1 protein-coding gene is annotated in these 804 nt (G+C 62.3%); it reads left to right on the forward strand.

Annotated elements, in window-relative coordinates:
• Positions 1-430: 430 nt before the first annotated feature.
• Positions 431-804, forward strand: a 374-nt coding sequence (locus tag ELR45_RS05400; protein WP_420813825.1) for a glycosyl hydrolase family 28-related protein, incomplete at its 3' end; no start/stop codon positions are given.

Raw genomic sequence — 804 nt, forward strand, 5'->3', positions numbered from 1 at the left:
CCGTCGGCCACGGACCCCGAGCGTGGCAGGCGGAGAGGGAAGACCTCGACGGAGGTGATGATCAGGTCACCCACAGGGCGGCACCTCACAACGGTTGGATATCTCTAATATGCCTTAGGAATCCACATTATGGCACAGCCATAACTCATGAGCTGTACGAACCCGTCCACGGGGCATACAGCACACGCACGTGCTGCCGGGACATGGCATTGCGCACGCCCTGCGTCACGACCGCGACCGGATCGAATCGTGAGGTGTTGGCCCGCTAAGCAGCTCTAACAACTAGATAGGAGATAGATCTTGAGCAACATGCATATGACAGCTATATTACGGGTCACTGTTGTCAGCGAAGACATCGGAGGACATCGTGGAAGGTCTCACCAGGAGGAGCTTGCTGAAAGCGGGAGGCATTGCGGTCGCAGGCTCGGCGATCACCGTACACACGACCGCGTGGGCGCAGCAGCAACCGGACTTCAACGTGAAGGACTACGGCGCCGCCGGGGACGGCGTCACCGACGACGGGGCGGCGATCCGGGCCGCCATCCAGGCCGCCGTCGACGCGGGTCCAGGACGGACGGTCTTCTTCCCGGCAGGAAGATACGCCCTGGGCAACGACCTGACACCCGAAGAGGTCGAGGCCGAAGCGCAGCTCCTGCTGGCCGGCATCGAAGACCTCACGCTGCGTGGTGCGAACGGTGCGACCCTCCTCTTCACCGAGCTGATGAAAGAAGGTGTCGCCGTCTACGACTGCACACGAGTGGTGCTGCGGGACCTCGCCATCGACTGGGACCCACTGCCGTTCAC

This window comes from Phytoactinopolyspora endophytica, from assembly GCF_004138495.1.
GTDB lineage: Bacteria > Actinomycetota > Actinomycetes > Jiangellales > Jiangellaceae > Phytoactinopolyspora > Phytoactinopolyspora endophytica.